Source organism: Cypionkella sp. PAMC25878 (assembly GCF_058135695.1).
In genome coordinates this window covers 1,973,246-1,998,203 of sequence record NZ_CM176871.1, presented here as the reverse complement: position 1 = coordinate 1,998,203, position 24,958 = coordinate 1,973,246, and the positions used below count along the sequence as shown (strand labels likewise).

Annotated in this window: 26 protein-coding genes; 11 read left to right on the top strand and 15 right to left on the bottom strand. The window is 61.9% G+C overall.

Going from position 1 to position 24,958, the window contains the following annotated elements; all coding sequences use genetic code 11:
• Positions 1-42: 42 nt before the first annotated feature.
• The 9 genes from ACS5RD_RS09625 to ACS5RD_RS09585 all read right to left on the bottom strand — a co-directional run bounded on the left by ACS5RD_RS09625 (position 43) and on the right by ACS5RD_RS09585 (position 8,561).
• Positions 43-954 carry an ABC transporter permease gene (locus ACS5RD_RS09625; RefSeq protein ID WP_054007314.1) on the bottom strand — a complete coding sequence of 304 codons (912 nt, stop codon included), beginning with the start codon at positions 952-954 and terminating at the stop codon, positions 43-45.
• On the bottom strand, positions 951-2,027 hold the full coding sequence (locus tag ACS5RD_RS09620) for an ABC transporter permease (RefSeq protein WP_054007315.1): 1,077 nt from the start codon (positions 2,025-2,027) through the stop codon (positions 951-953). Before ACS5RD_RS09620 ends, ACS5RD_RS09625 begins: the two co-directional genes overlap by 4 nt.
• Entirely contained in the window at positions 2,024-3,514 is a 1,491-nt protein-coding gene (locus ACS5RD_RS09615; protein WP_489930999.1) for an ABC transporter ATP-binding protein, read from the bottom strand. Before ACS5RD_RS09615 ends, ACS5RD_RS09620 begins: the two co-directional genes overlap by 4 nt.
• 4 nt (positions 3,515-3,518) lie before the next feature.
• Positions 3,519-4,610, bottom strand: coding sequence for a BMP family ABC transporter substrate-binding protein (locus tag ACS5RD_RS09610; protein WP_054007317.1), 1,092 nt, complete (start codon positions 4,608-4,610; stop codon positions 3,519-3,521).
• Between the two features lie 16 nt (positions 4,611-4,626).
• Positions 4,627-5,985: an amidohydrolase gene (locus tag ACS5RD_RS09605; RefSeq protein ID WP_489930998.1), complete on the bottom strand. Its 1,359-nt coding sequence runs from the start codon at positions 5,983-5,985 to the stop codon at positions 4,627-4,629.
• A complete protein-coding gene (locus ACS5RD_RS09600) occupies positions 5,985-6,650 on the bottom strand; it encodes a glutathione S-transferase family protein (protein ID WP_489930997.1) in 666 nt (221 codons plus the stop codon). Before ACS5RD_RS09600 ends, ACS5RD_RS09605 begins: the two co-directional genes overlap by 1 nt.
• On the bottom strand, positions 6,647-7,492 hold the full coding sequence (locus ACS5RD_RS09595; protein WP_054007320.1) for an aromatic ring-hydroxylating oxygenase subunit alpha: 846 nt from the start codon (positions 7,490-7,492) through the stop codon (positions 6,647-6,649). Before ACS5RD_RS09595 ends, ACS5RD_RS09600 begins: the two co-directional genes overlap by 4 nt.
• A complete protein-coding gene (locus ACS5RD_RS09590) occupies positions 7,489-8,100 on the bottom strand; it encodes a Rieske 2Fe-2S domain-containing protein (protein ID WP_054007321.1) in 612 nt (203 codons plus the stop codon). The genes ACS5RD_RS09595 and ACS5RD_RS09590 overlap by 4 nt, the downstream gene beginning before the upstream one ends.
• A gap of 131 nt (positions 8,101-8,231) precedes the next feature.
• Positions 8,232-8,561 (bottom strand): acylphosphatase, encoded by a 330-nt coding sequence (locus tag ACS5RD_RS09585; RefSeq protein WP_489930996.1) that lies wholly within the window; start codon positions 8,559-8,561, stop codon positions 8,232-8,234.
• Between the two features lie 153 nt (positions 8,562-8,714).
• Between ACS5RD_RS09585 and ACS5RD_RS09580 the strand changes: the two genes are divergently transcribed.
• Positions 8,715-9,782 carry an AbrB family transcriptional regulator gene (locus ACS5RD_RS09580; RefSeq protein ID WP_489930995.1) on the top strand — a complete coding sequence of 356 codons (1,068 nt, stop codon included), beginning with the start codon at positions 8,715-8,717 and terminating at the stop codon, positions 9,780-9,782.
• A gap of 8 nt (positions 9,783-9,790) precedes the next feature.
• Here ACS5RD_RS09580 and ACS5RD_RS09575 read toward each other — a convergent pair whose 3' ends face one another.
• Genes ACS5RD_RS09575 through ACS5RD_RS09560 form a run of 4 tightly spaced genes read right to left on the bottom strand, consistent with a single transcriptional unit; the run spans position 9,791 to position 13,666 of the window.
• A complete protein-coding gene (locus tag ACS5RD_RS09575; protein WP_489930994.1) occupies positions 9,791-10,858 on the bottom strand; it encodes an ABC transporter ATP-binding protein in 1,068 nt (355 codons plus the stop codon).
• Positions 10,858-11,640, bottom strand: a complete 783-nt coding sequence (locus ACS5RD_RS09570; RefSeq protein ID WP_489930993.1) for an ABC transporter permease — start codon at positions 11,638-11,640, stop codon at positions 10,858-10,860. Before ACS5RD_RS09570 ends, ACS5RD_RS09575 begins: the two co-directional genes overlap by 1 nt.
• The gene (locus ACS5RD_RS09565; protein ID WP_489930992.1) at positions 11,637-12,503 is read right to left on the bottom strand and encodes an ABC transporter permease; all 867 of its coding nucleotides are present in this window, start codon (positions 12,501-12,503) and stop codon (positions 11,637-11,639) included. Before ACS5RD_RS09565 ends, ACS5RD_RS09570 begins: the two co-directional genes overlap by 4 nt.
• 59 nt (positions 12,504-12,562) lie before the next feature.
• On the bottom strand, positions 12,563-13,666 hold the full coding sequence (locus tag ACS5RD_RS09560; RefSeq protein WP_489930991.1) for an ABC transporter substrate-binding protein: 1,104 nt from the start codon (positions 13,664-13,666) through the stop codon (positions 12,563-12,565).
• Positions 13,667-13,883: 217 nt separating this feature from the next.
• Between ACS5RD_RS09560 and phnC the strand changes: the two genes are divergently transcribed.
• The 5 genes from phnC (at position 13,884) to ACS5RD_RS09535 (ending at position 18,823) form a co-directional block, all read left to right on the top strand.
• Positions 13,884-14,696, top strand: coding sequence for a phosphonate ABC transporter ATP-binding protein (gene phnC / locus ACS5RD_RS09555; RefSeq protein WP_054007327.1), 813 nt, complete (start codon positions 13,884-13,886; stop codon positions 14,694-14,696).
• 49 nt (positions 14,697-14,745) lie between these two features.
• Complete coding sequence (gene phnD / locus ACS5RD_RS09550; protein WP_489930990.1) at positions 14,746-15,636, top strand: phosphonate ABC transporter substrate-binding protein; 891 nt, start codon at positions 14,746-14,748, stop codon at positions 15,634-15,636.
• 58 nt (positions 15,637-15,694) lie between these two features.
• Complete coding sequence (phnE, locus tag ACS5RD_RS09545) at positions 15,695-16,573, top strand: phosphonate ABC transporter, permease protein PhnE (protein ID WP_489930989.1); 879 nt, start codon at positions 15,695-15,697, stop codon at positions 16,571-16,573.
• Position 16,574: 1 nt separating this feature from the next.
• Positions 16,575-17,894 carry a phosphonate ABC transporter, permease protein PhnE gene (phnE, locus tag ACS5RD_RS09540; RefSeq protein WP_489930988.1) on the top strand — a complete coding sequence of 440 codons (1,320 nt, stop codon included), beginning with the start codon at positions 16,575-16,577 and terminating at the stop codon, positions 17,892-17,894.
• A 311-nt stretch (positions 17,895-18,205) separates the two neighbouring features.
• Positions 18,206-18,823, top strand: a complete 618-nt coding sequence (locus tag ACS5RD_RS09535; RefSeq protein WP_489930987.1) for an LbetaH domain-containing protein — start codon at positions 18,206-18,208, stop codon at positions 18,821-18,823.
• 240 nt (positions 18,824-19,063) lie between these two features.
• Here the strand turns inward: ACS5RD_RS09535 and ACS5RD_RS09530 are convergent, their stop codons facing one another.
• Together ACS5RD_RS09530 and phnF are read right to left on the bottom strand one after the other, a co-directional pair.
• Positions 19,064-20,245 carry an alpha-D-ribose 1-methylphosphonate 5-triphosphate diphosphatase gene (locus ACS5RD_RS09530; RefSeq protein ID WP_489930986.1) on the bottom strand — a complete coding sequence of 394 codons (1,182 nt, stop codon included), beginning with the start codon at positions 20,243-20,245 and terminating at the stop codon, positions 19,064-19,066.
• Between the two features lie 65 nt (positions 20,246-20,310).
• Complete coding sequence (gene phnF / locus ACS5RD_RS09525; protein ID WP_489930985.1) at positions 20,311-21,057, bottom strand: phosphonate metabolism transcriptional regulator PhnF; 747 nt, start codon at positions 21,055-21,057, stop codon at positions 20,311-20,313.
• Between the two features lie 94 nt (positions 21,058-21,151).
• Between phnF and phnG the strand changes: the two genes are divergently transcribed.
• Genes phnG through phnK form a run of 5 tightly spaced genes read left to right on the top strand, consistent with a single transcriptional unit; the run spans position 21,152 to position 24,957 of the window.
• The gene (gene phnG / locus ACS5RD_RS09520) at positions 21,152-21,622 is read left to right on the top strand and encodes a phosphonate C-P lyase system protein PhnG (protein ID WP_489930984.1); all 471 of its coding nucleotides are present in this window, start codon (positions 21,152-21,154) and stop codon (positions 21,620-21,622) included.
• Positions 21,619-22,185 carry a phosphonate C-P lyase system protein PhnH gene (phnH, locus tag ACS5RD_RS09515; RefSeq protein ID WP_489930983.1) on the top strand — a complete coding sequence of 189 codons (567 nt, stop codon included), beginning with the start codon at positions 21,619-21,621 and terminating at the stop codon, positions 22,183-22,185. The genes phnG and phnH overlap by 4 nt, the downstream gene beginning before the upstream one ends.
• A complete protein-coding gene (locus ACS5RD_RS09510; RefSeq protein WP_489930982.1) occupies positions 22,185-23,273 on the top strand; it encodes a carbon-phosphorus lyase complex subunit in 1,089 nt (362 codons plus the stop codon). The genes phnH and ACS5RD_RS09510 overlap by 1 nt, the downstream gene beginning before the upstream one ends.
• Positions 23,270-24,148: an alpha-D-ribose 1-methylphosphonate 5-phosphate C-P-lyase PhnJ gene (locus ACS5RD_RS09505; protein WP_489930981.1), complete on the top strand. Its 879-nt coding sequence runs from the start codon at positions 23,270-23,272 to the stop codon at positions 24,146-24,148. Before ACS5RD_RS09510 ends, ACS5RD_RS09505 begins: the two co-directional genes overlap by 4 nt.
• Positions 24,148-24,957: a phosphonate C-P lyase system protein PhnK gene (gene phnK, locus ACS5RD_RS09500; protein WP_489930980.1), complete on the top strand. Its 810-nt coding sequence runs from the start codon at positions 24,148-24,150 to the stop codon at positions 24,955-24,957. The genes ACS5RD_RS09505 and phnK overlap by 1 nt, the downstream gene beginning before the upstream one ends.
• The last annotated feature ends 1 nt before the right edge of the window (position 24,958 follow it).

Genomic DNA, 24,958 nt, shown 5'->3' with positions numbered 1-24,958 from the left:
GGGTCTGGGGGTGTGAAACCCCCAGCGATCTATGCAGCAAGCCTACTTTTCAAACGGCTGCCCCAACGAGGCAATCGTGTTCAGCCGCATCCGCCTCCGGTTCGAAGAAATCACCGCCAGCATCAGGATCGTCACGATATAGGGCACGCAGGCCAAAAGCTGCGACGGGATGTTGACGCCCGCCGCTTGCGTCGTCAACTCGCCCAACGACAAAGCTCCAAACAAAAACGCGCCAAACACCACCCGCCCGGTTTGCCAAGTGCCAAACACCACCAGCGCCAAAGCGATCCAGCCGCGTCCGGCGATCATGCCATCGGCCCAAAGCGGGGTGTAGACCGTCGAGGCATAGGCCCCGGCGATCCCCGCAAGTGCTCCGCCAAAGCCAATCGCAGCGCAGCGGATCGGCAGCACCCGAAAGCCAATCGCGCGGGCGGCATGCGGGTTCTCGCCCACCGCCCGGATGATCAGTCCCAGTTTTGAATGGTTCATCGTGGCCCAGATCGCCAGCGCGAGGGCTATCGTCAACCAAACCACCGCATCCTGCACGAACAGCACTCCCACCACGGGCAGATCAGACAGCAACGGCAGCGCCAGTTTCGGCAATCCGCTGATCGTCAGGCTTTCAAAGCTTTTGCCAAATAGCGCGGACAGCCCAGTGCCTAAGATGCCAATCGCCAACCCCGCCGCCACCTGATTGGCGACAAACCCCAGCACAATCAACGCGAACAGCAACGACAGCCCTGCCCCACCCAAGCCCGCGGCCAGAAAGCCCAAAGCATGACTTTGATAGGTATAGGTCGTGATAAACCCCAAAGCCGCGCCCAGCGCCATCATGCCTTCCAGCCCCAAGTTCAACACGCCGGAACGTTCCACCACCATCTCGCCCAAAGCCGCCAGCAGCATCGGCGTGGCAGCGGCCAGCATCCCGGCCAGAATGAAATCAACCGCATTCATGGCGTGGCCCGTGGCTTGCGGGTGAAGCTGACCTTGTGGCGGATGAAGGTCAGGCCCGCGAGGTAGAAGCAGAGCAGCAAGCCTTGGAACACCCAAACCGCAGCAATCGGTAGGTCCGCCGACACCATCGCATTATCGCCGCCAATATAGATCACCGACATCACGAAAGCCGAAATCACGATGCCCCAAGGGTTCAGCCCGCCCAAATAGGCCACGATGATCGCCGAATAGCCGTATCCGGTCGAGACCGAGCGTTGCAACTGGCCCAAGGGTCCCGCCACTTCTGCCGCTCCGGCAAGGCCCGCCGCCAAACCGCCGAGCAGCAAACTGACCCAGATCGCGCGGGCTTCGCTGAACCCGGCATAGCGGGCGGCGCGGGGGGCAAGCCCGCCGACCAGCAATTGAAAACCGGCAAAGCGGTGGCGCATCAGGATATAGGCCAGTGCACTGGCCACCAGCGCGAACAGCAGTGAGATATTCACCCGCGTGCCGGGCAGCAGGATCGGCAGCAAAGCCGCATCGGGAAACATCACGCTTTGCGGAAAGTTAAAACCATGCGGGTCCTTCCACGGCCCCAGCAGCAGGTAATTCAGCACTTGGGCGGCGATCAGCGACAGCATCAGCGTCACCAGAATTTCATTGGCATTGAACCTTGTGCGGAACATGGCGGCGATCCCAGCCCAAGCCATTCCCGCCAACGCGCCCATCGCCAGCATCGCGGGCAGCATGAAGCCGCTATCGCCCTGCGGATACCACACCGGCAGGGCCGAGGCTGCAATCGCGCCGATGATCAACTGGCCCTCCGCCCCGATGTTGAACACATTGGCGCGAAACCCGATGGCCAAGCCTTGGGCAATCAGCAGCAGCGGGGCCATTTTCAGCAGGACTTCGGAAAAGTTATACCATGTCAGAAACGGTTCCAGCAGCAGCGAATACAACGCCTGACCGGGGGCTTTGCCCAGCAAGGTGAACAGGATCACGCTTGCCACAATCGCACAGGCAAAGGCTGCGATCGGGGCTAACAGCATGGCCATACGCGAGGCCCGCTCGCGGCGAATAAAGCTGACCCTCATGCGCCTGCCCCGATCATATAGGTGCCGACCTGCTCTGCATTGGTCTGCGCAGTTGGCAAAGACGGCGACAGATGGCCCTTATGCAGCACATGCAGGCGGTCGCAGATCTGGAACAACTCCTCCAATTCCTCGGAAATCACCAAGATTGCCGCCCCCGCGTTGCGCATCGCCACCAAGCGCTGGCGAATGTCGGTGGCAGCCCCAATATCGACGCCCCAAGTCGGCTGCGACACCAGCAGCAGTTTGGGGTCGAGCATCATCTCGCGGCCCATGATGAACTTTTGCAGATTGCCACCGGAAAGCGCACCCGCCTCGGCTTCCGGGCCGGGGGTGCGCACGTCATATCGAGCGATGCAGGCGGCGGTGTAGGCGCGTTCGGGTTTGCGGCGGATAAAGCCACGCTGCACCAGACCCGCTCCATGCGCGGTCAGCAAGGCATTGTCGGCTAGAGACATTTCCGGCACCGCCCCGCGGCCCAAGCGCTCCTCTGGCACAAAGGCAAAGCCCATCTTGCGGCGCTGCGCCACGCCCACCGCGTCCACGCTGCGCCCCATCATGCGTATCATATCGCCCGCCTGCACCACCTCACCCGAGATCAACGCCGCCAGTTCTTGCTGACCATTGCCAGAAATCCCCGCAATGCCGACAATTTCACCGCTATGAACGCGCAGGGAAATGTCCGACAGCGAGACACCAAATGGATCGTCATTGACGTAATCCAACCCGCCGAGTTCCAACCGCACCTCGCCCACCTCCTGCACCGTTGCAGGCAACGGCGGCGGCATGGCGCGGCCGATCATCAGCGTCGCCAGATCCTTGGCGGAATGGGCGCGTGGGTCCAGCCGCCCCGTCACCTGACCGCCCCGCAGGATGGTGGCGGTGTCGCATAGCTCTTTGATTTCTTCCAGCTTATGGCTGATGAACAAGATCGCCATACCCCGCGCCTGCAAAGCCCGCAGCGTCTCAAACAGCCGCGCCACGCTTTGCGGCGGCAGCACCGAGGTTGGCTCATCGAGGATCAACAGTTCGGGGTTCAGCAGCAAGCAGCGGATGATTTCCACCCGTTGCCGCTCTCCCACTGACAAAGCATGCACCATCGCTTCGGGATCGACATTCAGGCCAAATTCATCGCCCAAGGCCCGGATGCGGCGGGCCAGATCCGCCTTCCGCCCCGGCACGATCAGCGCGATGTTTTGCACCACCGACAGGGTTTCAAACAGCGAGAAATGCTGGAACACCATGCCAATCCCCAAGGCCCGCGCCTCGGCGGGGCTGGCGAGGTTCACCGGTTGCCCCTTCCACAGGATTACCCCGGCGTCAGGCGATTCCACCCCGTAAATCAGCTTCATCAGCGTGGATTTCCCCGCGCCATTCTCGCCCAAAATCGCATGGATAGAACCGGGATCGACCACAAGATCAATCCCGGCATTGGCTTGCACCGCGCCATAACGCTTTGATACGGCTTGTAAAGACAACAGCGCGGTCACGGGCTTACTTCGGCAGCGGCGTGGTCACGCCCTTGACATGCCAATCCATCGACAGGATTGCGTCATCGCCCAAGGTCACACCCGCAGCCACAGCCTCGGCCCCGTCCTGATTGGTCAGCGGCCCGGTGAACGGGCTGAAGCTGCCGTCCAGCAAGGTCGCATGAACCGCCTCAATCTTCGCCACGGTGTCAGGCGCAATGTCCGGGTTCCAGTCGGCGACGAACACGCACTTGTCTGCCATGCCCAGCCACGCGCTTGCCCCCGCGAAGGTGCCAGCCAAGTGCGCGGCGACGCTCGCCTTGAAGTAGGGCGCCCAATCGGTGCCCACCACGCCCAGATATTTCTTCGGCGCATAGGTCTTCATCGACGAGTTCAGGTTGAACACATAGGCCCCAGCCTCTTCACACGCGGCCACCACTGACGGCGTGTCCTGCGCGTTGGAGAACACCACATCGCAGCCTTGCGACAGCAGCGCCTTGGCGGCTTCCTGTTCAGAAGCGGGATCGAACCACGAGTTCACCCAAACCACCGACACTTCAATCGCCGGATCGACCGCCTGCGCCCCCAAGGTGAAGGCGTTGATCGAGGTGATCAGTTCGGGGATCGCAAACGCGCCCACACAGCCGAGTTTCTTCGACTTCGACAAGGACGCCGCCGCCATCCCCATCAGGTAGGTGCCCTGATAATAACGCGCGCCAAACGGCGAGAAATTCGGCGCGGTCTCATAGCCCGAGGCGTGCAGGATCGACACTTCCGGATGCGCTTTGGCCAGCTTCAGCCCGCCGTTCATATAGCCAAACGAGCCGAGGATCAGGAAGGTGTTTCCGTCCGCCACGGTCTTGTTCATGATGCGGTCGCCGTCCGGGCCTTCGGCGATATTCTCCAACAAAGTGACTTTGATCTTGTCACCGTATTCGGCCTGCAGCGCTGCGGTGCCAAGCTCCAGCGTGTGCGACCAGCCGACATCGGCGGCGGGCGAGGGCACGATCAGCGCGACTTTCAGCACGCCGTCTTGCGCGAAGGCCGGGATCGGCAGCGCCATGGCGGTGCTGGCGGCGAGGGAGGTTTTCAAGAAAGAGCGGCGGGTTTGGGTCATCGGATTTCCTTTAGGATCAAGACAGGATGCGGTGGAAGGATGCTTCGGCTTTGGTGAACAAATCGCGCTCATCAAGGCCGGGGAACTGGCCGTCGCGCCAGACGATGCGACCGTTGATCATCGTCATATCAACCGGGCGGCCGACGCCGACTTTCGGGATCAGGCTGGCCGGGTCGTGGCGGGTGCCGACATATTCCAGACGGCGGGTGTCGATGGCAAACAGATCGGCGGCCATGCCGGGGGCGAGGCGGCCAAGGTCTTTTCGCGCGAGCAGATCGGCGCCACCTTGGGTGGCGTAGCCAAGGAAAGCTGAGGGGTCCGGCACCGGATGTTTGCGGGTCGAGGCCACCAGACATTGCAGCATATAGGCCGAATGCAGGCAGTGCATCAGGTTGGAATTGTCGTTCGAGGCCGCCCCATCGCAGCCCAGACCCACGCGCAAACCCAAAGCCTGCATCGCCGGAATATCGGTGACTTCCGCGCCGACCAGATAGACCGGCTCGGGGCAATGCGACACGCCGGTTTGGCTGGTGGCCATCTGGGCCAACTCGCTATGGGTCAATTCCCAGCAATGCGCATACCAAGTGTCCGGGCCGGAAAATCCCATCTCCTCAAGGTATTGCACGGTTCTGCGCCCCGTGCGCGCCTCGATCACCGGGCTTTCGCCTTCGCCAACATGGGTGTGTAGCAACACGCCTTTGTCGCGGGCGAGGCGCACGGATTCTTCAAACGTATCCTTATAGCAATTCACCGGCTGGCAGGGTGCCACCGCGACTTGGCGCATACTGAACGGGCCAGCGTCGTGGTAAGTATCAATCAGCCGTTCACAATCGCCGATGAATTGCGCGGTGGTCTCCAACATCTCATCCGGGATCGTGCTGCCCTCGGATTTCGGCAGGGTGTTGCCACCGCGTCCGGCATGAAAGCGGATGCCGAGCAGATCGGCGGCCTCAAATTGGCGGTCTACAATGCGCGACCCGGCATGGCGCGGGAAGTTGTATTGGTGGTCAAACGCCGTGGTGCAGCCGTGTTTGATCAGTTCCGCCAAGGCCACCACCGAGGAATGATAAAACTGATCCTCGGTCAGCCGCGAAAATATCGGATAGATCAGGTCAAGCCATTCGATCACTGACAGTTTCGTCCAATCCAGATCGGCGCGGTTGCGGATAAAGCATTGAAAGAAATGGTGATGGGTGTTGATCAGACCGGGATAAATGAACCAGCCCGAGGCGTCGATGACTTCCGCGCCGGGGGCGGTCAGGTTCGGCCCGATGGCGGCAATCTGCTTGCCCGTGATCAGCATATCTTGGCCCGACAGCACCAAATTGCTGGCCGAAGGCACAATCGCGGCGCAGTTTTTCAGCAGATACGCCATCACAAATCCTCAAGCGCGGGCACGGCTTCGGGGGCGGGTTTTAATTCGTGCAGGCGGTGGATGCCGGGCATCTCGATGAACCCCGGCAGCGCGCGCAGCGCACGCGACCACAGGCGGATTGCGGGGTAATCGTCCAGCGTCACCCCACCATCCGGGGCCAAAGCGACATTCGGGAAACAGGCGATATCGGCAATTGTCGGCGCGTCACCTTCAAGGAATATCCGCCCCGCGAAACGCGCTTCAGTCAGATGCGCTTCGAGTTCGCGCAGACACTCCACCCCCGCCCTACGGAACGCATCAATATCGCCGGGATAGATCAGCATGTCATGCAGCCGCGCCATGCCCAGACTGGCCCCCAGCCGCGCCGAAAACGCCAGCCAGTTCTGCACTTTTGCAGCCCGCGCCGGGGTGCTGTCGCCCAGCCAAGCCCGCCCCGAGGCTTGCGCCAGATAGACCAGCATCGCGGTGCTTTCGGTCAGCACCAGATCGCCATCAACCAAAACCGGCAGCGTGCCGGCCGGATTGAGGTTGCGGAACGCCAGTGCGCGGTGTTCGCGCCCCGGATGAAAGTCGACGGCCACGAGGTCTAACTTCACCCCCAGCAGCGTCGCCATCAGCCGGATTTTGTAGCAGCTGGCGGAGAGGACGTAATCATACAGCTTCATGCCGCCACCATCTGCGCGCCGTAGGTCAGCCCCTTGCGTTTCAACCAGCGCCGATAGGCGATCGAGGTCATATCCGCCTGCGTCGGGATTTCCTTGCCGGGGTCCAAAGGCAACAGCCGTGGAATCTGGTTCTCCAGAATCGAGCGGTCCTGCAGGAAGATCATCTGCTGAAACTGGATCAGATCGGCCTGCGGCGTGGCATCATCAAACAACGCCATCCACGGCCAGACCTCACACAATTCCTCGGTCAGAGGCTGCACAAAAATCCCGATCACATCCCATGCGTCAGGCTTGTTCGGGCAGGTTTTATACAGCACCGCAGCGGTGGGCGCGGCGACACGATACATATATTCCGTCACAATCCCGCCCGACGCCGATTTCGCGGCCTGCGGTTGATAGAAATGCACCTTGGTCGCCCAAACCTCGTCACTGTCTTCGCGGATTTGCACCTCATAGCGGCCAACTTCGGTATGCGGCTCGGCCCCCAGAACATCGGTATGCACAAAGGGAAAGTGGGCGATATCAAGGAAATTCTCTACCGCCCGCAATGGCGAGCATTTCACCCGCACCACGCCGCAATCCACCAAGCGCCGCCCCGGTTGATCGGCCTCGGGGATCGGAAACAGATCATGCGCGGGCGTGCCGAGGCAGGCCCAGACATGGCCGTAGCGCAAGCACACCGCCAGCGCCGACCCATCGGCGCGCTGCACCACAATCTCACCAGCGTCCAAAAACACCGCAATATCGCTGCCCAAAAGCTGGGTTTGTCGCCCCGGCCACGCACCCACCTGTGCCGCCATCGCCACCGGATACCATTCGTTCAGAACCGCCTGCGCGATCATGCCAAAACCCCTTCTTCCACCAAGCGACGCACGCCGTCCAGCCAGCGCGACAGCCGCACCCGGTCGCCCGCGCCCAAGCCGTGCAGCGTGACCGATGCGCCGCGATCTTGCACCACCAAAGCCACCGCAGCGCCCTCAACCTGCCCACGCCACACCGCGCCATGCTGCACAAACCCCGGCAAGCCCCGCGTCAGCGCCGCAACATCGGCCTGCACCGTGACCGAGCGCACCGCCACCAGCCCGCTCAGATCCGGCAGCACAACTTCGGTCCCCGCAGGCGCAACCCAGATCACGCCATCCGCTTCAACGCAGGCATAGACCTCGGCCTTTATCGCGGCGGGCGGCACCATCGCCGGATGCGCCGGGATCTTGCTGCAGGCCCCGTCGGTGCCATAAGTCCAGCCGTGATAGATGCAGCTGAGCGTCTCACCGCGCACAAAACCATGCGACAGCCGCATCCCGCGATGCGGGCAACGATCATTCCACGCCGACAGCCGCCCAGTGGCAGAGCGCCAGATCGCCAGCTCCGCCCCCTGCCAGCTGCCCGCCATCACCACGCCCAATGGCAAATCCTGCGACAAGCCATTCGCAACCCACATCCCCGACATTATCGTCCCCACAATCCCCAACCAAACCTTGCGGCCCCGCGCGAAAACCGAAAGCCCGAAACCCGTTCTCGTACAGAGCCACCGCAGCAGATGCCGAAAATTTCGGCGCCATCCTCACATATGATCATAAGTTAATCCGCTATCGAAGCGAAATCGTTAAGATTTTGCAACGCGGTCGGTGTCCGATCAATCCGCTCGACCCAAACCTCTTGCGGGCCAAGGCTACAGCCCAATGCCATTGCATCCAGCAGGTCGGGCAGGCCAGTCACCACCATCTCAACCCGCTCGGCATGGTGCCGCAAAATCGCCCCGCGCAGACCCAAACGGCGGGCATGCCGCGCGATCCATGTGGCGAAGATCGGCGCCCCGACATCGCCCAGAACGACAAAGCTCTGGCTTTGCTCAATCATAGGGTCGTCGGCAGAATCGCGGTCGGGATCGCGGGTGGTAGTGTGATCCATCGCGGCCTCGGGCTTGGGATTCGCCCTAGACTGGCAGGCCCGCGCCAAGCTGTCCAGAGCGGTCGAAGCGCCGTCGAGGCCGATTGCCCTGCCCCGCAGCCCGCGTTAGGTAGGCGCATCCCTGCTTCCGACTCTCCGCTGAAAGCCGCTCTGTTGCCGCAGACCCCGCCCCCGTCAAACCGCCGCGCGCAGGTGCTGCAATGGGCAGCGCTCGCCTTGCTGTCCGCGCTGATCACTGCGGGGTTTGAGGCGCTGCACCTACCCGCAGCCCTGCTGCTGGGGCCAATGATCGCAGCGATTATGCTCGCGCTGCGTGGATTTAGCATCACCCTGCCTGGCCCCGCGATGACGGCGGCACAGGGCATCGTCGGGCTGATGGTGGCGACGATCCTGCCGATTTCGATGATGACCGAGGTGGCGGCCCAATGGCCCATCGTGTTGGCCGGCACACTTTCGACCATTGCGGCCTCGGCGCTGCTGGGCTGGCTGCTGGCACGCTCTGGCGCACTTCCGGGCACCACGGCAATCTGGGGTTCATCGCCGGGGGCGGCCTCGGCCATGGTGTTGCTGTCTGGGGCGTATGGCGCGGACATCCGCCTTGTCGCCTTCATGCAATACCTACGCGTCGCCTGTGTCGCGGTGGTGGCCACCGTGGTGGCACGGCTGTTTGGCGTGGCGGGCGAGCCTGCGCCCAGTATCATCTGGTTTCCGGAGATGCCCGCGTTGGGCATCGCGCAGACCTTGGCCCTCGCCGTGGTTCTGGCCTTTGTCGGCCAAAGATTGCGCCTGCCCGGAGCAACTTTCCTGCTGCCCATCGGCACGGGAATGTTGCTGATGCAGACCGGATGGATGCAGATTTACCTGCCGCCGTGGCTGCTGGCGCTGACCTATGCCGCGATCGGTTGGGCGATTGGCCTGCGCTTTACCCCGGCCACTTTGGGCCATGCGCTGCGGGCCTTCCCACGGGTGTTCGCCTCGATCATGGCCTTGATCGCGGTCTGCGGTGGGGCAGCCTGGGTCTTGGTGCAGTTTGCCGGGATTGATCCCCTGACCGCTTATCTCGCCACCAGCCCCGGAGGGATGGATTCGGTGGCCATCATCGCCGCTTCTACCCCGGTTGATGTGGCTTTCGTTATGACGATGCACATGACGCGGTTTTTGCTGATCCTGCTGCTTGGCCCGATCTTGGCGCGCTGGTTGTCGCGCCCGAAAGGGTTTTAGCTCCCGTTTCAGGCCAACACGATCACATCTTGGCCGCGGAACCGCAGCGCCACCTCTGCCCCCAAGGGCGGCGGCGGTGCATCAGGACGGTTGAACAGATCAAGCGAGATCGCCCCCGCCGCCGTCTCGGCCTTGACCCGGATCACCGCGCCGAGGAACTGCACCGCCGCAATCCGCGCGGGCAGCGCAAAATCGCCCCGGCTGATCTGGTCGGCATCCGCCTCCAGATGCACCACTTCAGGGCGCAGGGCCAATCCCACCGTCGCGCCCGCTTGCGCCGAAATCGCTTGGGGAAGGCGCAAGGGCTGGCCCTGCACCGTCACCTCACCGCCCGCCGGATTGGTGACAATGGCATCCAACGTGTTCAAGGTGCCGACAAACTGCGCCACAAACCGGGTTTTCGGATGGTTATAAATCTCAAACGGCGCACCGACCTGTTCCGCCCGCCCGCCGTTCATCACCACCACCCGATCTGACATCGACAGGGCTTCCTCCTGATCATGCGTCACAAAAATCGTGGTGATGCCCAGCTTGCGCTGAATATCGCGGATTTCCGCCCGTAAACTGACCCGGATCTTCGCATCCAAGGCCGACAAAGGCTCATCCAACAACAACACCCGTGGCCGAGGCGCCAGCGCCCGCGCCAAAGCCACCCGCTGCTGCTGCCCGCCCGAAAGCTGGAACGGATAGCGCGCGCCCATTTCCGGCAACCCGATCAACGCCAGCATCTCGGCCACCCGCGCAATGATCTCCTTGGCCGACACCCCGGCAATCTTCAAGCCAAAGCCGACATTCTGCGCCACCGTCAGGTTTGGAAACAGCGCATAAGCCTGAAACACCATGCCAATATTGCGCTGATTGGGCCGCAGGTGCGTCACATCCTGCCCGTCGATCTTGATCGCCCCATGGGTAGGCGTTTCAAACCCCGCCACCATGCGCAGTACTGTGGTCTTGCCGCACCCCGAAGGCCCCAAAAGCGAGACGAACTCACCTTTCGCCACCCCCAGATCAAACGATTTCACCACTTGGTTCGCGCCATAGGATTTTTGCAGCGCACTAAGATCGAGATACGCCATCAGCGCGGCATCCTTGTATGTTTGGAGAATTTGGTCGCCAGTTGGATCAGCATCATGCAGGCCCAGGTCAGCGCGAAAGTCATCACGGCCAAAGCCGCCGGTTCATAGGCTTTATTGCCCCCGGCCCAGACCAGATACGGCCCAAACGCAGGCCGATCCAGCAAAGCCGCAAAGACATATTCGCCGATCACGATGGCAAAGGTCAAAAACGCCCCCGACAGCACCGCGACCAGCACATTCGGCAAAATCACCTTTGCCAGAACGGTGATCCACCCCGCGCCAAGGCTCTGCGCCGCCTCAGTCAGCGTGCGCAGATCAATCGCCGCGAGGCCCGTATCGACGGCACGATACATATAGGGCAGCGCCAGCACCGCATAGCCGCACATCAGCAGAAAATCGGTGCCCAACGTCGATCCGGTCAGCGGCAACCAACTGGAGGTATTGAACAAACGGATATAGCCGAACACGATCACAATCGGCGGGATCACCAAGGGCAGCAGGGTAATGAACTCCATGAACGGGCGCAGGCGCGGCAGTTTCAGCCGCACCCAGAACACCGTCGGCACCACAACCAGCACACCGAACACAATCGTCAGACAGGCCATCAGCACCGAATAACCAAAGGTCGCCTGAAACTGCGGATCACCCATCACCGACCGATACGCATCCAGCGAATATTCCCCCCGCCGCATCTTCAGCGAAAATTCCAGCATCCCCACCAGCGGCAGGAAGAAATATACCACACCAACCGCAATCGCGGCCCAAGCAAGGATACGCTTCATTTGATCCACCTCTCAGAGCGGGCGCGCATCACGACGTAGACTCCGTTGGAAATCCCGGTGATCACGATCATCGCGAAGGCCAAGGCATAACCCAGATGCGGGTCTTGCAGCACATCGCCGCGGATTTGGTTGAACAGCAGGATCGGCGCGATCGACAAAAGCGACCCCGTCAAAGCATTCGCCGTCGCCACAGCACCGAACGCATTGGCGAACAGCAAAGCCAGCGTGCCCAACAGCGACGGCCCCAGCACCGGCAAAGCCACCATGCGCCAATACTGGCCGCCGGTAGCGCCCAACACCTCTGCCGCCTCACGCCACTCGCGCTTCAACCCGTCAATCGCAGGCGTGATGATCAGCACCATCAGCGGAATTTGGAAGAACACATAGGCCGCGACCAGCCCCCAGAAGCTGATCATATTAAAGCCCAAAGCGTAGATATTCACCCCGAACCAGTCGCGCAGCAGCAGCGTCACAAAGCCCACCCGGCCCAAAGTCGCCACATAGGCAAAGGCCAACGGCACCCCAGCGAAATTCGAAGTCACCCCCGAAAACGTCATCACAATGCCGCGCAGCCAAGCAGGCAAGCCGCCCAAAACCACCGCCAAGGCAATCGCAAACCCCAAAGCGCAGCCGATCAGGGCCGAGGCAAAGCTCAGCCGGATCGACAACCAGAACGCATTGATAATCTCGGGCGTGAAGAGATTGAAAATGTTCTTCAGCGTAAAGCCGCCCGCGTCATCGACAAACGCCCCCGCCACGATATTCGCGGTGGGCATCAGCAAAAACAGCAGCGCGAACAGCAAAAATGGCAATACCCCCAGGACGTTCCACGGCAGGGCACGCCAAAGGCGGGAACTTCTCATCTATTTGATCCTAAAAAGAAACCCGCCCCCAACCAACAGGCCGAGGGCGGGCAAAGAGTTTACTCGACCTTGACGCCGACGACCGAATCCCAACCAGCGGTCACGGCCTCTTTATGTGCAGCTTGCTCTTCCAAAGTCGGGAACACGGCTTTCTCATAGGCAGCAGCCGGAGGCAATTTCGCCAGCATATCCGCCGGGATCGCCTCGCGCTTTGCCAGATCGTTGAAGCGGATCGGGTGGCAATAGCCGTTCAACCAGCCGAGTTGACCTTCGTCTGAATAGAGGTATTCCATCCAGAGTTTTGCGGCATTCGGGTGCGGCGCGTAAGCCGAAATCGCCTGCACATAGACGCCCGCCAAAGTGCCCGAAGCCGGGATGATCACTTCAGCTTTCGGGTTGCCTGCAAGGGTGTCGCGCCAAGCCAAGGCGTTGTAATCCCAAGCCGCAACGATCGGGGTAGCCCCCTGCGCAATCGTCCCGGTCTTGCCGGAAACTGGCACGAAATTGCCTGCTTTGTTCAGCGCACCCATGAACTCCAGCCCCTTGGCGGCCGAGTCAGCCCCCGGAGCAGCCCCCATCGCCATGCCAGCCGACATCACCGACATCAGGCCTTGGTTGCCCGAGCGCGGATCGCCGGTCAGCGCGAAAGCGCCTGCATATTCCGGCTTCATCAGATCGGCCCAATCAGCGGGGATGTTCTTGACCATATCGGTGTTCACGATGAACGCCATCACGCCATAATAGTCGCCGTACCAGAAGCCATCGGCATCCTTGGCGCTGTCCGGAATGCTGTCCCAGGTCGAGACTTTATACGGCTGGATCAGACCTTCTTCTTTGGCGGCAGGGCCAAACGACAGGCCAACGTCCAGAACGTCAGGCGCTTGCGGGCCAGTGTTGCCTTTGTTGGCACGCACGGCTTCCAGCTCATCCGCCGAAGACCCATCCGGGTTCAATTCGTTAACAGCGATCTCGGGGTATTTCTTCTTGAACCCCTCCAGCACGGCACCATAGCCACACCAGTCATGCGGCAGCGCGATGGTGGTCAAGGCACCCTCTTTCTTCGCGGCAGCGGTGATTTCGTCAAGGCTCTGCGCCGAGGCAGCACCAGCCACCAGCATCGCCAGCAGGCTGACGCCCGAGGTCAGGGTTTTGAAAACGGTCATGGAAGTCTCCTGTTAAGCCGACCCGTCGGGGATAGCCGCGACGGTTGCTGAGCGGTGATCTAGGAGCCTGCCATGACGGATAGGTAACAGAGTGATGAAGTTTCTATGTCATAGCAAAGACTTGCGCAGAGCGCTCTTTGTTACCCAAGCGTCACACCGCCGATAACCAACCGTCACGAATCCGGCGTATCAGCCCCTCAATCAAAAGGGGGCCGCAATGCTCAAGGTCGAAAACGTCACACGCCTGTTCGGCCACAAAGCCGCCGTGGACCGCGTCAGCTTTGAAATCGACCGCTCGGCTTTCGTGGGCGTGATTGGCCGTTCAGGCGCGGGCAAATCGACTTTGCTGCGGATGATGAACCGTCTGACCGATGCCTCCTCGGGCGAGATCGTGTTTGAAGGCCGCAACGTGTTAACCCTGAACGGCGCGGAAAAGCGGGCATGGCAGGGCCAATGCGCGATGATTTTCCAGCAGTTTAATCTGGTGCCACGGATGGATGTGGCCTCAAACGTGCTGCATGGTTTGCTGAACCACCGCTCCACCTTCGCGACGATGTTCAACCTGTGGTCCGATGCCGACATCACCCGCGCAATGCAGATTCTGGACCGCTTGGGGATCGCCGAACAAGCCCCCAAACGCGCCGAAGCCCTCTCTGGCGGCCAACAGCAACGCGTCGCCATTGCGCGGGCCTTGATGCAAGACCCCAAGGTGATCCTTGCCGATGAACCGATCGCCAGCCTCGATCCGATGAACGCGCAAGTGGTGATGGACGCCCTGCGCCGCATCCACGAAGAAGATGGCCGCATGGTGATCGCCAACCTGCACACGCTCGACACCGCGCGCCGCTACTGCGACCGGGTGATCGGGATGCGCGATGGTCGCGTGGTGTTCGACGGCACGCCTGACCAACTGACCACCGGCGTTGCCCGCGACATCTACGGCGCCGACGCCAGCTTCAACGAATCCGCCACATCCACTTCGATCACCGGCCCGAAAGACGACGCTTACGCCGATGCGATGTTGGCCTGACCCTCACCAAAGTTTACCCGGCCCCAACGGGCCCAATCTGGAGACGACCATGAAGAAGCTGCTCGCCGTTCTGGCTGCCACCACCTGCATCACCTCTGCCCATGCGCAAGAGTTGAAAGAATTCAACATCGGCATCTTGGGTGGCGAGAACGCCCAAGACCGCATGACCTCGAACGAATGCTACCGCGCCGCGATTGAAAAAGAACTGGGTGTTCCGGTCAAGGTCTTCACCCCGGCTGACTACGATGGCGTGATCCAGGGCCTGCTGGGCGGCACCCTTGACATGGCTTGGCTCGGCGCGTCGGCCTATGCCAAGATCTACCTGACCGACCCTAAGGCCGTGGACGTCGAACTGACGAAGGAAAACCTGAACGGCACCACCGGCTATTATTCCATCGCTTTTGCCCGCACCGACTCCGGCATCAAATCCATCGAAGACGCCAAGGGCAAGAAATTCGCCTTCGGTGAGCCGAACTCCACCTCGGGCTATCTGGTGCCCGCCGCCGAGTTGATCGCCAAATACGGCCCGTTGGAGAAATTCTTCAGCGAAGTGAAATTCTCGGGTGGTCATGAGCAAACCATCGTCGGCGTCAACAACGGCGACTTCGACGCAGGCGTGTCTTGGGCAGATGGAGACGGCAACTGGGAAGACGGCTATTCTTCCGGCGCGTTCCGCAAGGCCGCTGATGCAGGCTTGGTTGACATGAACAACCTGGTGGAAATCTGGCGCTCCAAGCTGATCCCCGAAGGCCCAATGGTGGTGCGCGCCGCCCTTCCCGATGATGTGAAAGCCAAAGTCACCAAGCTGACGGCTGATCTGTGGGAAACTGACGCGAAATGCGCTTACGGCGTGGCCTCGGGTGAAGCGAAAGACTTCGTCCCCGCCAGCCACGACATGTATCTCGGCATTGTCGAAGCCCGCAAACTTTCCGGCGAGTAATTTCAGCACCCTCTACCGGGCCCGCGTGAAGCGGGTCCGGTTTTTCATTGGAGGCCGCATGGTTGACATCACCTTCGGGCCAGAGCCGGGCAAGCGCCCCGATATGGCCAACCCCACCGAGGCCTATATCCACCAGACCCGCCGCAAGCGGCTTTACGGCTTCATCCTGCTGATCTTGTTCGTGGCGCTGATGGCTTCTGGCTTTCAAGTCGCCCAAGACCGCAATGCCGGCGATTTCCTCTCCGGCCTGCACCAACTGCCCGCCTTCCCCGCCGAAGTCCTCTCCGAAGCGTGGACCAACCGCGCCAACCTGCCCGCCCTGCTGTGGCAATACCTGCCCTCGCTGATTGAAACCATCAACATCGCCGCCGCCGCCACCCTGCTGGGCGGTGCGTTCGGCGCGTTTCTCGCCCTCGGCTCCACCCGCCACCTTGCCCGCTTTCCCCTGCTCACCCCGCTGTTCCGCCGCTCTGCCGACATCATGCGCGCCATCCCCGAGATCGTCATCGCCCTTGTGCTGATCTTCATCTTGGGCGGTGGCCCGGTCCCCGCCGTGCTCGCCATCGCCTTTCACACCGCCGGCGCTTTGGGCAAGCTGTTCTCGGAATCCGCCGAGAATGCAGTTCTGAAGCCCGTCGAAGGCCTTGCCTCAACTGGTGCATCATGGAGCCAGCAAATCTGGCTTGGCATTCTGCCACAAGTCGCCCCGAACTGGCTCAGCTACGCCCTGCTGCGGTTCGAGATCAACATCCGCGCTTCTGCCATCCTCGGCTTCGTAGGTTCCGGTGGCATCGGCTATGATCTGAAACTGGCGATGCAATGGGGCGGCGGCAAATACGATCAAGTCGTGGCCATCTTCGCCCTGCTGTTCTGTGCCATCGTGGTGTTTGATCAGGTGTCGGGATACGCCCGCAACCGCTTGGTGAAGGGGCAATAAGATGACCGATGCAACCCAGTTCGGCACCGCCTATGCCACCGTGCAGCACCAATTCAAAACCCGCCGCCTCACCGCCTATGCGATCCCGGTGCTGCTGCTCGTCTACCTCAGCTACCTGTTCCTCAGCTTTGACATCCCCGGCCTCGCCGCCCGTGCCAGAATGGACAACGCCAAGATCCTGCTGTCCGATTTCGTTGCCTATAAAACCCATGTCACCCGCGACAACCGCACCGACAAACTCTCCGTCTCGATTGAAGGCGAAGCAAAAGCCACCTTCGCCCCCAACCAATATCCGGCTTGGGTCAAGACCGATGGCGACACCACCACCATTGACCTCGGCAAAGACAACATCGTCACCTATGACACACACGGCGCGCGCTACAACGTCCCCGGTTATGGCGTGATCGACATCCAGCCGGAAGGTGGCAAGCTGAAACTGACCGCCCCGCAACCGATCCCGGATTGGATCAACGTCACCGACACCCGCATCTCTGTAACCACCCCGCAAGGCCGCTTCGCCTATTCGCGCTCCAAGGTCGAGACGTTCAAATACCAACCCGGCTGGGCTTTGTTCTTCTTCACCCTCGACAGCCCGTTCTACGGCAAATCCTACGGCCAGTTGACCGCAATGCTGGGCGGAGAACGCATCGACCCCACCCGCAGCAACCTCAGCTATATGGCGTCCGAGTTCTGGCACAACAAACAATGGCACCACGGCGATGTGGCATTGGCGCTGTTTGAAACCGTGCTGATGGCCTTCCTTGGCACCATGGGCGCGGCCCTGATCGCTTTGCCGCTGGCCTTCCTCGCCGCTTCCAATTTCACCCCAATCCGCACCGTCCGCTTCGCCTTCCGCCGCCTGTTCGACTTTGTGCGCGGCGTCGATGGCCTGATCTGGACCATCATTCTGTCGCGCGCCTTCGGCCCCGGCCCGATGACAGGCGCTTTGGCGATCCTGCTGACCGACAGCGGCACCTTTGGCAAAACCTTCTCAGAGGCGCTGGAGAACATCGACGAAAAACAAGTCGAAGGCATCCGCAGCACTGGCGCAGGCCCGCTGCAACGCGCCCGCTTCGGCGTGCTGCCGCAAATCGCCCCGATCCTGCTCAGCCAAGTGCTCTACTATCTGGAATCCAACACCCGTAGCGCCACCGTCATCGGCGCAATCGTCGGCGGCGGTATCGGCTTGCTGCTCACCCAAGCGATCATCACCCAGAAAGATTGGGAAGATGTCGCCTATTACATGATCCTGATCGTGCTGATGGTGATGGCAATGGACAGCTTTTCCGGCTGGCTGCGCCGCAAGCTGATCGGACGATAAAGCGCCTCGCTTAACCATTTCACATTGGCAAAAATACTCCCGTCGGAGGCTCCTGCCTCTCACCCCAAACCGCCCGATAACCAGAAGCCGCCCTCGGGGGCATCGAGCCCCCTCCTGCGGCCGCTGCCGCACCAAGCCCGAAGCGGTCGCTTCAACGCCTCCGCGGCAGCGCCGTCCAAAGCGGCTCAATGCCGCTGCGGACGGCACCTGCGTTGCGGTCAAACTGTTAACAAGATGTAAACGGCACCCCACCAACCCTTTGAAATATAACATCCCCATCCCCTGTCCACGCGTGGACAAGAAAGCCCGCAATGCCCAAACTCTCCGCCGACACCCCGCTGATCCACCCCGACTGCCAGATCAAAAATGCCAATTTCGGCGCCTATTGCGAGGTCGGCCGCTTCAGCCGCATCCTGAACTCAAGCTTCGAGGATTACAGCTACTGCGACCAATTCTCCGACATTACCAACACCAGCGTCGGCAAATTTGCCAACATCGCCGCGATGACAAGGATCGGTCCCACCGACCACCCGATGCAAAACGCCAGCCTGCACCATTTCCTCTACCGCAGCAGCGCCTATTGGGAAGACGCGATCGACGACGACGCCTTCTTCACCGCCCGCCACGCCCGCCGCACCACAATCGGCCCCGACACCTGGATCGGCCACGGCGCGATCATCAAACCCGACGTCAGCATCGGCGCAGGTGCCGTGATCGCCAGCGGCGCGGTCGTCACCAAAAACGTCGCCCCCTACATGATCATGGCGGGCCTCCCCGCCACCCCGCTGCGCGCCCGCTTCCCCGCGCAGATCGCCGAGCGCCTGCAAGCCCTCGCTTGGTGGGACTGGAGCCACGAAGTGCTGCGCAGCGCATTGCCAGATTTTCGCAGCTTGCCTGTGGAGGCGTTCTTGGAAAAGTATCACGGCTGACCATACCCAGAAGCCGCCCTCGGGGGCATCGAGCCCCCTCCTGCGGCGTTACCACGGCAGGCTCAAACCGCCTGACCAGCCTATCCCCGGTAGCGCCGTCCAAAAGGCCTCGATGGCCCTGCGGACGGCACCTGTTCATAGGCCCTATTGGTGGAGACGCGCAGAAGTGTTAAAAATTCGTTAAATACACAGCGCTAACATTTTGAAGTTAACAAACAAAAAAGGTCCCGAGTTGGGACCTCATTCTGCCGCCAGCCGCAAAGCCTCGGGCTGGCTGACAAATCGCCGCGCGGCTTCACCCGCCAGATAGCTCAGCCGCCCCGCCGAAATCGTCGCCTCAATCCCACGCGTCTCGGCGTTCACGATCACCATATCGGCGCGCAATCCCGGTTCCAGACGGCCACGATCGACCAGCCGCATGATCTCTGCCGGGCGCGACGATACCAAGGCCCAAGCCTGCGCCAACCCCATCACACCGCGATCCACCAGACCCCAGACCGCCAAGGGCAGTGCGGGGATGTGATAATCCGAGACCAACGCATCGCACAGGCCGTCCGACACCAAGGCCAGCGCCGATACATTGCCAGCCTGCGAGCGCCCCCGCACCACATTCGGAGCGCCCATGATCACCGGGCTCATCATCGCATGCGCCGCCGAAGCCGCGCGGCGGGTGAGCGGAAATTCGGCAATCTTCGCGCCGATCATCGAGTAGAATTCGCGGGTCTCGCCATCGGGGTCATCATGGCTGCCGTAGAGCACCCCCAAGGCATCGAAACTCTCGGCCAGCGTACACAAGCTGCGGGGCACTTCTTTGGCGCGGGCGGCGGCGGATTCGATGGCTTCGGCGAGTTCCTCAGCGGTTTTGCCAACCTTGCGCGCCCAAGCGGCGAAATCGGTCGGCGCGATGCGGGCCATGTGCAGGCCTTCGGACAGATGATCATTGAACACCACATAGCCGATGCGGTGGCGCTTGACGGCGGCGATCAGGCGGGTGGTTTCACTGACAAGATGCGTCTCGGCGCGGATTTGCAGGCGCAGATCGGTCAGTGCTTGCGCACGATAGCTGTCGATGGCGACCATCAACGCCTCGGCATGATCGGGACCGCGATGGCCGCCTTCCCAGCTCCAGCCCTGCGCCAGATAGGCGGTGGTGACGCCATGGACGGCAGCCTCGCGATCAAAGGACGCGAGGCCAGCAGCAAGCGGAAACGGGGCGGAAGGGCGCGGGGCCATGTGACGCTCGAACCCATCGCCATGCAGGTCGATGATGCCGGGCAGGATCAGGAATCCCGTGAGATCCACCTCCGGTAGCGGGCCACGAGTGATGCGGCCATCCGCCAGCCCGATGGAGCGTTGCTGCATCGCGCCGTCGCGCAAAATATGCGCGCCGGTCAGTCGCAGAGGGGGCAAGGGCAGCGGCATTTCGGACTCCGGGAACGGGGGCAACTGGGGGTTGTCGGCTGGAATAACATTGCCAAGCAACGGGGTTATGACAGTTTATCCACAGTTTTCCCCGCATCTGCGCCTTCTGGCGAGACGGTTAAGGTGACGCGGTCGCCTGCGAACCATGTGGTGCCGAACTCGATAGGTTGACCTGCGGCATCGACATTCACCGCGACGGAGCGCAGCAGCGGCGCGCCAGGGGCCAAGCGCAAATGCAGCGCCAACAGGGCATCGGCGGCAATCGCAGTTATGCGGGTTTCCGCGCGGGTGTAATCAGTCAGGCCCGCCTCGGCCAAGGCAGCAGTGACCGAGCTGTGACGGCTCATCGCCTCGAGCAGGTTGGGGAAGCGGGCGGCGGGGAAGATTGAGCGGAACATCGCCAAGGGGGTGCCATCGGCGAGCGAGAGCCCATCGACCACTTGCACCAAAGCGCCAGCGGGCATGTCTAGGGCGGCGGACTCACCCGGATCAGCGGGGCGGGTTTCTTGGCGGAGGATTTGCCGGGAGGGCGTGCGGCCAGAAGCCAGAACATTCTGATGGAACCGCACGCGGCGGCTGAGGGCGTAGTCGGTGGGGGTGGCAGTGACGAAGACGCCCGCACCCCGGCGGGCATGGACGGAGCCAGCCTCGGCCAAGGCAGCCAAAGCATGGCGGACGGTATGGCGGTTGACGCCGAAGCGGGCGGCCAGAGCGGCTTCAGTTGGGAGTTTATCACCGGGGCGGTAATGGCCTGACCTGATCTCGGTGGTGAGGGTTTCGGCGATGGATCGCCAGATTGTTGGCTTTGTCACCAAAACTTCACATGCATTTCGCAGGCTCCTCGGCTATGATTTGTCTAGTTGTATAGTATGATAGACAACTTCGCAAGATGTCGGGATCGAGATGATGCAAACACCCCTTGAAGCTGCCACCCCAAACTCTGAGAGCTTGGCTGCGCGCAAAGCGTGGATGGGCCTGCTGGCTCGCGCCAAGCCCGCGCGGCTGGCGGATTTGTTCCCCGAGCTTCCGGCGCATGATCTGCTGCGCGCGCCCGAGGTTGGCGCGGTGATGGTGCAGGGCCGGATTGGCGGCACCGGGCAGCCGTTCAACTTGGGCGAAATGACGGTGACGCGCTGCGCCCTGCGCTTAGGCTCGGGGGCTGTGGGCCATGCCCATGTGCAGGGCCGCGACAAGGGCCATGCGCTGCGCGCGGCGGTGGTGGATGCCCTGATGCAGACCGATCAGGCTGCGGCTTTGCAGGCTGCGGTGCTGGGGCCGTTGCAGGCCGAGGAAGTTGCACGGCGGGCCAATCGCGCGGCAAAGGCGGCGGCGACGAAGGTGGAGTTTTTCACTTTGGTGCGGGGGGAAGACCAATGAACGATGCGTTGTTGGGCGGGTTTGTGGACGCGGCTGTGCAGTCATCGCATGCGTTTCGCGCGGCGCTGACGGTGCTGTCGCAGCCGGGGGAGATCAGGGAACTCAGCGGGGTGGTGCCACCTGCTCCCTTGTCGGTGGCGGCGGGGGTGTTGCTGTTGACGTTGTGTGATGGCACGACGCCGCTGCATCTGGCGGGGGAGTATGACTGCGCCCCGCTGCGCGATTGGATCACCTTTCACTGCGGCGCGCCGTTGGTTTCGGCAGAGCAAGCCGTGTTCGCTTTGGGCGATTGGGCGGCGTTGCAGCCCTTAGGGCAGTTCGCGATTGGCTTGCCGGATTACCCCGACCGGGCGGCGACGCTGATCGTCGAGATGCCCGCGCTGGAGGCTAAGGGTGCGGTGCTGCGCGGACCGGGGATTGCCGATGCGGCGTATCTCTCGCTGCCCGAGGTGGCGGCGTTTCAGGCCAACCGGGCGCTGTTCCCGTTGGGGTTTGATTGCTTTTTCGCCTGCGGCACGCGCGTGGCTGCCCTGCCCCGATCAACCCATGTGGAGGCTGTCTGATGTATGTGGCGGTAAAAGGTGGCGAGCGCGCGATTGACAATGCCCATGCGTGGTTGGCCGAGGAACGCCGTGGCGATCTGGGTGTTGCGGAGTTGTCGGTGGCGCAGATACGGGCGCAATTGTCGCTGGCGGTCAATCGGGTGATGGCGGAGGGGTCTTTGTATGACCCAGACCTCGCCGCCTTGGCGATCAAACAGGCGCGTGGCGATCTGATTGAGGCAATCTTTCTGATCCGGGCCTACCGGACCACCCTGCCCCGGTTGGGGGCGTCTTGCCCGGTGAATACCGCTGAAATGGCGGTGATCCGACGGATTTCGGCGACGTTCAAGGATTTGCCCGGTGGGCAGGTGTTGGGGCCAACCTTTGACTACACCCACCGTCTGCTGGATTTCAAACTGGCGGCCGAGGGCGAGGGCGAGGCGGCGCAGGCGGCGACCGCTCCGGCAGCGATGGAAGCGGTGCCGCATGTGATGGCGATGCTCGACCGCGATGGCATGATTGAGGCCGAGCCTTTGGGCAATGACGTGCCTGCGGATTTGACCCGCGAACCGATGGAATTGCCGGGATCGCGGGCGCTGCGCTTGCAGGCGATCACACGGGGGGACGAGGGCTTTATCCTGTCGATGGCCTATTCGACCCAGCGCGGCTACGGGCGCACACATGCTTTCGTAGGCGAGTTGCGGATCGGGGCTGTGGCGGTGGAAATGGAGATCCCAGAGCTGGGATTTGCCGTGGAAATCGGCGAGATTGAGTTGACCGAATGTGAAACGGTGAACCAGTTCAAGGGCAGCAAGACCGAGCCGCCGCAGTTTACCCGCGGCTATGGTTTGGTGTTCGGGCAGACCGAGCGCAAGGCGATTGCGATGTCTTTGGTGGATCGCTCGTTGCGGTGGGCGGAACTGGGCGAGGACTACACCGGAGCGCCCGCGCAGGACGAAGAATTCGTGCTGATGCATGCCGATAACGTGCAGGCGACCGGGTTTCTCGAACATATCAAGCTGCCGCATTACGTCGATTTCCAGTCTGAGTTGGAACTGGTGCGCCGTCTACGCGCGGAAGTTTTCGCCACGCAGGAGGCCGCAGAATGAGTGATCAGGCTTACAATTTCGCCTATCTGGATGAGCAGACCAAGCGGATGATCCGGCGCGCGATCCTGAAGGGCGTGGCGGTTCCGGGCTATCAGGTGCCCTTTGCCAGCCGCGAGATGCCGATGCCTTACGGTTGGGGCACGGGCGGCGTGCAGGTGACGGCGGCCTGCCTGACCCCGGATGACACGTTGAAAGTGATCGACCAAGGTGCCGACGACACCACCAACGCGGTGTCGATCCGGAAGTTTTTCCAGCGCACGGCGGGGGTGGCCGTGACGGAAGCCACGGCAGAAGCTACGCTGATCCAGACCCGCCACCGCATCCCGGAAGCTGCACTGACGACCGGGCAGATTCTGGTCTATCAGGTGCCGATCCCCGAACCTTTGCGCTTTCTGGAACCGCGGGAGACCGAAACCCGTAAGATGCACGAGTTGGAAGAATACGGGCTGATTCACGTCAAACTGTACGAAGATATCGCGCGGCACGGCACCATCGCCACCTCTTACGCCTATCCGGTGAAGGTTGAAGGGCGCTATGTAATGGACCCCTCGCCGATCCCGAAATTTGACAACCCGAAACTGTCGAACAGCCCCGCGCTGCAACTGTTTGGCGCCGGGCGTGAGCAACGGATCTATGCACTGCCGCCGTTCACCCATGTCGTCAGCCTCGATTTCGACGACCACCCGTTTGAGCCCAGCAAAGCGTCGCATGACTGCGATCTGTGCGGCGCGGGCGAGAGCTATCTTGATGAGGTGATCACTGATGATCAGGGCGGGCGGATGTTTGTCTGCTCGGACACCGACTTTTGCCGTACCCGGCGCGAGGCGGGGCAATTGGGGGCTTTGGGTGTGCCAGTTCTGCAAGGGAGCGTGTGATGGGAGCGGTGGATTTGAGTCTTTGGGCCAAGGTGAATGCGGATCGGCCACTGCTTTCGGTGCAGGGGTTGAGCAAGAATTACGGCAGCCGGATTGGCTGCGCGGATGTGTCGTTTGATCTGTTTCCCGGTGAAGTGCTTGGGATCGTGGGGGAAAGTGGCTCGGGAAAATCGACACTTTTGTCATGCCTGGCAGGGCATTTGGCCCCAGACACAGGCCGGGTGATCTTCGAGACCGCACAAGGCCGGCGCGATACGGTGACGATGGCCGAGGCGGAACGCCGCAAGATGGCGCGCACGGATTGGGCCTTTGTGCATCAAAACCCGCGCGATGGTTTGCGGATGGGCGTCTCGGTGGGCGGCAATGTCGGTGAGCGGCTGATGGCTGTCGGCGCGCGGCATTACGGCGATATTCGCGCCGCGGCGGTGGATTGGCTGGGCCGGGTGGAAATCGCCGCCGACCGCATCGACGACCGCCCGCGCGCGTTTTCAGGGGGTATGCAGCAACGCCTGCAAATCGCCCGTAATCTGGTGACCGGGCCAAGGCTGGTGTTCATGGACGAGCCGACCGGGGGGCTTGATGTCTCGGTGCAGGCGCGGCTGCTCGATCTGTTGCGCGGGCTGGTGCGCGAGATGGGGTTGTCGGCGATCATCGTGACGCATGATCTGGCGGTAGTGCGGCTGCTCGCGAATCGGCTGATGGTGATGAAGGGCGGCCATGTGGTGGAACAGGGCCTGACCGATCAGGTGTTGGACGATCCGCAACACAGCTACACGCAACTGCTCGTTTCCTCGGTTTTGCAGGTCTGAC